Origin of the sequence: uncultured Campylobacter sp. (assembly GCF_938045535.1) — a bacterium.
GTDB lineage: Bacteria > Campylobacterota > Campylobacteria > Campylobacterales > Campylobacteraceae > Campylobacter_B.
The window spans coordinates 1-6,889 of sequence record NZ_CALIMQ010000093.1; the positions used below are offsets into that span (position 1 = coordinate 1).

Annotated in this window: 4 protein-coding genes and 1 pseudogene; 1 reads left to right on the plus strand and 4 read right to left on the minus strand. The window is 51.5% G+C overall.

Annotated elements, in window-relative coordinates; genetic code table 11:
* From Q0095_RS03055 to Q0095_RS03070, 4 genes and pseudogenes are all read right to left on the minus strand, one after another.
* Nucleotides 1-1,035: pseudogene (locus tag Q0095_RS03055) on the minus strand (hypothetical protein); the annotation flags it as partial.
* Nucleotides 1,019-2,140: a DNA adenine methylase gene (locus Q0095_RS03060; protein WP_297881254.1), complete on the minus strand. Its 1,122-nt coding sequence runs from the start codon at nt 2,138-2,140 to the stop codon at nt 1,019-1,021. The gene Q0095_RS03060 and the pseudogene Q0095_RS03055, both read right to left, overlap by 17 nt.
* A complete protein-coding gene (trpD, locus tag Q0095_RS03065) occupies nt 2,141-3,754 on the minus strand; it encodes an anthranilate phosphoribosyltransferase (protein ID WP_297881256.1) in 1,614 nt (537 codons plus the stop codon).
* A gap of 291 nt (nt 3,755-4,045) precedes the next feature.
* Nucleotides 4,046-5,761: an anthranilate synthase component I family protein gene (locus Q0095_RS03070; protein WP_297881258.1), complete on the minus strand. Its 1,716-nt coding sequence runs from the start codon at nt 5,759-5,761 to the stop codon at nt 4,046-4,048.
* A gap of 126 nt (nt 5,762-5,887) precedes the next feature.
* Between Q0095_RS03070 and yaaA the strand changes: the two genes are divergently transcribed.
* Nucleotides 5,888-6,619 carry a peroxide stress protein YaaA gene (gene yaaA / locus Q0095_RS03075; RefSeq protein ID WP_297881260.1) on the plus strand — a complete coding sequence of 244 codons (732 nt, stop codon included), beginning with the start codon at nt 5,888-5,890 and terminating at the stop codon, nt 6,617-6,619.
* Nucleotides 6,620-6,889: the final 270 nt, after the last annotated feature.

Genomic DNA, 6,889 nt, shown 5'->3' on the forward strand with positions numbered 1-6,889 from the left:
CCCGCTAGCCGGGTCGTATTTTGTGCCGCCTATATTTTGAGTTGCGCTACTCGCGCAGTATTTTTCATCGCGTGCCGCACCACCTCGCTCTTCGCAGCCAAGCCCTACGCGTCGCAACAGATCCCAGTCGAAGCTAACGCCGTTACCGCCCAGGCTAGCTCCTTTGGCATCGAATAAGATCCGATCGAAGCTCAAGCCCTCAAGTGGCGGCATCTCAGCGCCGATGCTTAGAACCTGCCACGCCTCGATGCCCGCTGCGTTGAGGCGCGCTTTGAAATCCGCGCTTATGCGTCCATAAATCTGAGCGCAGTCCAGTTCGCAAGCCTCGCAAATTTTTAAAATTTGCTCCTCACTTAGGACTTCCGCGCCAAAAATTTCAGAATTCAGATCCTTTACTGAAGCAGGCGCGGCGTAGTTTGCATTTAAATTTACGCTCAAATCGTCGCGCTCGTTTTCGTAAAATTTTAAGCCGCCGCTCGTGCCCGCGTAAATTTTATCTTCGCATGCGGCGACGCTGTGTTCTTCCGAGCTCAAAGCAAAAACTCCGACGCACTTTGCGCCGTTTTGGTGCGCGATACGTGCGATCTCGCGCGCTGTTTCTACGCTAACGCGGCGTTTGGAGCTTGATACAAAAATTACGCCTAAAAATTCCACCCGCGAGCCCGAGCCGTCGTCCTGGCTTCGCAAATCGCTACTGAAATTTTTATCGCAATCGGAATTTTGCTCAGACGTAAAATTTGCATGATTTTGTGCGCGGCATGCGGAATTCTCACTGCCCTGATTAAAATTTTGCACGAAATTCTTGCTACTGGAATTTCGCGTAGCATTCTCGGCATCCGAATTAAAATTCCGCTCAGAATTTTCGCCGCAAAAATTAGAATTTTTTATTAAGCTCTCGCTACCCGATTGCGGTAAATTTTTGGCGCCGTCCGCGCGCTCTAAATTTACGCAGAAAGCCGAGCCGCACGCCAGCACGGCGCGGGCTTCGGCGGCGCTTTTGATGCCGCAAATTTTGATCTTACTTCTGTACAACATATAAAAATTCCGTCACGTAAAGCTCGCGCGCGTTTAAATTTCTGCTCGCGCGGTAGGTCGGATATCGGATCTCTATCGTGCGCACGGAGCCGATGTGCGCGAGGTTTTTTAAAAATTCCGTCTTCGAGATAAAGCCCTCTGAATTAAAAGAGATTATTAAAAATTTCGCCGGAAATTCCGCCAGCAGCGCAAAAAATTCCTCCGCAGCACTTGATTTTTTGTTATATGCCGAGCGGTTCCAGTCTGCGGGGATCCCGGAAACCCTGCTAAGCTCCGCAGCATTTGGGCTCTTGCCCTCGTTTATAAAATCCGTGATCAAATTTAGCATAAAATAGTTCGAGCCGTAGGGATGCTGATTGTAAGGGGGATCGAAATACGCGACGTCAAGCTGCGAAAAGCGCTCGCGCGCGCTCTGCGAAAAGCGCGAGGCGTCCTCTTGAAAGACCGCGCTTTTGCAGGCGAAATTTGAGAGCACGGGCAGGCGCAGGGAAATCTCGCCCATTATGCGAGCTAGCGCGTTTTCGCCGCTGCCGCCGAACTTTCCCACGCCCGCTTTGTCCTTGTAAAAGCCCTTAAAAACGCCGCCCGTGTTTGAGTGGATACTCGCCTCGCTAAGCAGCGGCGCAGTGAAAAAATCGCGAAATTTTTGCGGGATTTTACCGATCTGCTCGGAAAGCCCGCCCAAAATCAGGGCGTTTCGGCGCGTGTAAAAAGCGCGCTCGCCCGCTTTAATATCCCGGTCGTCCTTCGGCGCGTACAGCTCGCTAAAAAAGCTCTCAATCGGCGTAAAATTTCTTAAAATTTCAGCGTGTAGCTCGGTTAAATCCCGCCACAGCTCGTCGCTGAAATTTGAAAGATAGCAGGAGTTTATCGCGCGCGAGTAGCCCTCCAGATCGTTTGCGATCACGAGGTTTGAGTGCGCTTTAGCCAGGCGCGCGACGATGCCGCTGCCGCTAAAGACGTCTGCGAAGCTGATCTTGTCCCGCCCAAGCTCCGCCTTAATCTCGCAGATCGCCCGCTCTATCGGCGCTAGCAGCGAGCGCTTATTGCCCAGATAGCTAATGAGCTGCTTGCTTAAAAACTCCTTCTTTTCGCCGCTAGCCATCTAAGCTCTCGCCCCTACGTAGTTTTCGTAAAATTCCCACGTTTTGCCCGATCTGATCGCCTCTAAAATGAGCGGCTTAGCCTCCGCAGGGCTTGACACGACATCCGCGCAGTATAGCGCAAACATCGCGTTTAGCACGACGATGTCAAATTTTGGCCCGCTAAGTTCGCCTTTTAAAATTTGCTTTAAAGCTTCGGCGTTAGCCTCGCCGTCGCCGCCTTCGATATCGCTGTGAAATGCCCGAGCGAAGCCGAACTGCTCGGGACTTACGCGGTATTCTAAAATTTTGCCGTCCTTGACCTCGTGGATTAGCGTCTCGTCGCACAGGCTGATTTCGTCCATGCCGTCCATGCCGTGCACCACCAGAGCGTGCTTGCGCCCCAAAATCATCAGCGTTTCGGCGATGAGCCCGTTTACTTCCTCCAGATAATTACCCACGATCTGATTGCTTAGGCTCAAATTTGGATTTAGAAGCGGTCCCATTATATTAAAGACGGTGCCGATTTTTAGGCGGTTGCGCACCTCTTTGACCTCGGCGGTGATCTTGTGAAAAAACGGCGCGTGAAAAAACGCTAGCCCCGTGCGATCTAGCAGCGCCCTAATCTGCGCAAGATCGCTAAGTAGCGGCACGCCCAAAGCATCCAGCGCATCGGAGCTTCCCGATCTGCTAGTAATCGCGCGGTTGCCGTGCTTGGCGACGCGCACGCCGAAGCTTGCCGCGATAAAGGCCACGGTCGTAGAGATATTAATCGTTTTTAGCCTATCGCCGCCCGTGCCTACGATGTCAAACATCGGGCTCGGATCGTCGTAGGTGATCGAGTATTTTAAGATACTGCGCACGAGCGCCGTGAGGCTGCTTGGATAGAGCGATTTTTCGCTGATCAGCACGAGTAGTCCCGCAAGCTGCACGATGTCGTAATCCTGCTCGTAAAGCGCCTTGCAAATGACGGCGTAATCGTCGCTGTCTAGCGGGAAGCCCTTTTGTAGCTTCAACATAAACGGGGCGAAATTTACCACGAGTTTCTCCTTTAAAATTATCTTTTTGCCGTAATTGATGAAATTTTCGATGATCTTTTTGCCGTATTGGGTAAAAAAGCTCTCGGGATGAAATTGAATGCCGAAAACCGGCTTATTTCGGTGCTTCATCGCCATTATAATGCCGTCTTTTTCGCTCTTTGCTAAAATTTCAAACTCGCGCGGCAGCGTCGCTTCGTCCACATAAAGCGAGTGGTAGCGCATAACTTCAAATTTACGCGGCAGCCCGCTAAAAAGCACACCATCTGCGTAAATTTCGATCACCGAGCTCTTGCCGTGCAGCGGCACCCCCAGCTGCTTTATCTCCGCGCCCGCCGCATATCCGATCGCCTGATGCCCCAAGCATACGCCTAAAATCGGCACGTCCAAATCCGCGCGCAAAATCTCTAAGCAAACGCCGCTATCTTTTGGGTGATTTGGCCCCGGGCTTAGGATTATGTGCGACGGGGCAAGCTCGCGCACCTGCTGCAGCGTTATCTCGTCGTTGCGGAAGTAGCGCACCTCCTCACCCGTGAGCTCCAAAATGTATTGATAAATATTAAAAACGAAGCTGTCGTAATTATCTATCATTAAAATCAAAATTTTATCCTTTTTTAGGGCGTTTGCGCCTCTTTAAAATTCTAAATAGTTTAGATTTAACCGCTTTGCGGCGAGCAAATCCGATGCCGCTTTAGCGCCGCTAGTGGGCTAAATTTAAAATTCCGCCTACGGCTGCAGCATTATCACATCTGTCGCGACGTTGCACGGCTTTGCGGCGCCTAATGAAGCTAGCCGTAAATTTTAACGCTCTCGCAGCGATCACGCTTTAAATTTGGCCGAATCAAACTCGCACCGAAAAGCGGCGCGTCTGGCTAGCTAAATTTAAAGCGTCTAAACTTCCTCGCATAGCTCCTCGATCGCCTTAAGCGGGCTTTTGCGCTTTTTGCAGATCTCCGCGTATTCGCTCTTTGGCGAGCTGTCGTAAACGATACCCGCGCCCGCGCCGATAAATACGAGATTACTTAGCCCTTCACAGCCGAAATTTTCCGCACTAAATTTAGCAGCCTCAAACCGCATCGCACGGCTAAAGCTCGGCCCGCTTTCTAAATTTAGCGCCCCGCCGCCCGCGCGAGCTTTCAAATTTAATCTCGCGTCGCGCTCGCTTGTACGAGCTAAATTTTGCGCCTCGCCGCTGCCCTTTTGCGCTGCGGCACCGCAAAGCTCTGTCGTCTTGGGATTTTCACCGTCGCAAAGCCCCATCGCTTCGGAATTTCCCTTGCCGCAAGCAGCGTCTAAATTTAAACCGGAATTCCGTTTAAAATCCTCGTCCGAGCAGGAATTTTGCGCGTCGCGATTTACGAAGATCGCCGAACGGATCAAGATCGCCTGCATCACGTCGCCGCTAAAGCGCCAAAACCCGATTCCGCCGCCGTATATACCGCGCTCGTAGCGCTCCAGCTCGTTTATAATCTGCATCGCGCGGATCTTCGGGCTGCCGCTTAGCGTGCCTGCAGGAAAGATCGTGCTAAGCACCTCAAACGCGCTTACCCCGCGCGGCTTGTTGCCGTAGACCTCGCTTACGATGTGCATCACACTTTCGTAGCGCACGATGCGCATCGCGTTTTGCACCCGCACCGAGGCTGGCGCGGCGAATTTGCCGATGTCGTTGCGAGCTAAATCGATCAGCATCCGATGCTCCGCAAGCTCCTTTTCGTCGCTTAAAAGCTCGCGCTCAAGCGCCGCGTCGGCTTCAGCATTCGCGCCTCTGCTGCGGGTGCCCGCGATGGGAGCTACAAAAATTTCGTCCTTTTTGATCTCCATAATCAGCTCGGGGCTGGAGCCCGCGACGCAGCCGTAGGGCGTCGGGAAGTGAAACATATAGGGGCTTGGATTGTTCTTTTTGAGTCGCTCGTAAAACTCCAAGCTGCCCAGATTCGTGCCGATTTTTAAAATTTCGCCCAGCACGACCTGAAACACGTCGCCGCTTTTTATCTTTTCTTTTGCAGCTTCGACCATCGCGCTAAAATTAGACTCCTCGGCGCCAAGATCGGTTAAAATTTTAAATTTAAGCTCTTTTTTCTGCGGCGCGAGTTTCGCTGCGTTTTGCGATCTCGCCTCGCTTTTTATCGCGGCATCCGTTCTTGCGGTACTCTGCGGCGCGCCTGCCGCTTCGGCGGAGCTTTGCTGCGAGGCTTGCGAACTAAGCTCGCGCAGGCTTTCGTAAATTTGGGCATCTTTGCCGTAAAAATCGTAAATTTTGCTGATTTTATCGTAGTGCAGGTAATTTGCGGCGTCGGCGTAAAAAAACGGCGGGAAGTCATATAGCGCCTGCTTCGGCGCGCCGATATTTTCGAACGCGCGCACGATGTCGTAGCCCAAAACGCCGAAAAGCCCGGCAAAGTTCGCGTTTTTAAACTCGCTTGCGCCTGCTTTCGCGCTTTTTATCTCATCAAATTTAAGCTTTAGCGCCTCAAAGCTCATCTTAAATCCGTCGAAATAATCGCAATCGATGCCGATGATGACCTGAGTGTCGTCCTCTGCGAGATAGCTTTGCGGATGCGTCTTTAAAATTTCGCGATAGTAAAAAAGCGGCTCTTCTAAAAGCATTTTCGTCCTTGGAATTTTTAGCGCCATTATACGCCGCTTAGCTTAAATTTGAGCGGGCGGCGCGAGCCTGGGCGGGCTTAATGCAAGCAAAATTTTAGTAAAATGAGCAAATTTTAAGGAGAGCGTATGAAAATTTTATTTTCCCCAAGCGAGATGAAAAGCGAGCTGGGCGGCAGCACGCGCATTTGCGAGCAAAATTTTATCTTTGCAGAGCTTTACGAAAAGCGCCTGCAGATGCTGCGCGCCTATGCGGAGTTTACGGAGCGAGCGAGCGAGGCGGAGCTTTGCAAGCTTTTTGGGCTGAAAAAATGGGATGCATCCCTGCGCGAAAATATCTTTGAAAAAGGCTGCGTCAAAGCGCTTTTGCGCTACACGGGTACTGCGTATCGCGCTTTAGGCTACGCGTCGCTAAGCCCCGGCGCACAGGAGTTTGCAGAGCGAAACACGATAATTTTTTCAAACCTTTTCGGCCCCGTGCTGGGCGGCGATGCGCTGCCGAACTACAAGCTTAAACAGGGCGAAAAATTTGGCGGTATAGACGCGGCGAAATTTTATCGCGATAGCTTCTCCGCCGCGCTGGATCGCTATCTGGCAGATGAGTGCGTCGTGGATCTGCGCGCGGGATTTTACGAAAAATTTTATGAGATGAAGCGCGAATATCTGAGTTTTAGTTTCATCAAAGGCGGCAAGGTGCTGAGCCACTACGCTAAGGCCTGGCGCGGCAAGGTGTTGCGCGAAATCGCTCTGGCAGGCGCTTGCAGCGAGGCGGAAGTGCTTGCGTTGCGTTTGGGCGGCGCTTCCGTGCTCGAGATCAAACAGATCGGGCTAAAAAAGGAGATCGTGCTGGAAATTTCATAAGGCGCGAAAACCGTTCGTAGAAATTTTCGATAAATTTTGCAGGTTTAATGCGGATTTTTGCGTAAAATTTAGCCCGGAAAATTTGCCGCGAGTTCAAATCTCGCCCCATATCCAAAGCAATTTTACTAGGAGAAATTTGCGGGCGGAATTTTATCGCGAGGATTTTGCGGCGGCGGCTTTTTGGTTTTTGGGCACTCTTCTTGTGAGCTTTGGACGGGCTTTTAGCGGCGAAATTTCACCGCAAGGATTTTTTAGAGTAAAATTTACGCT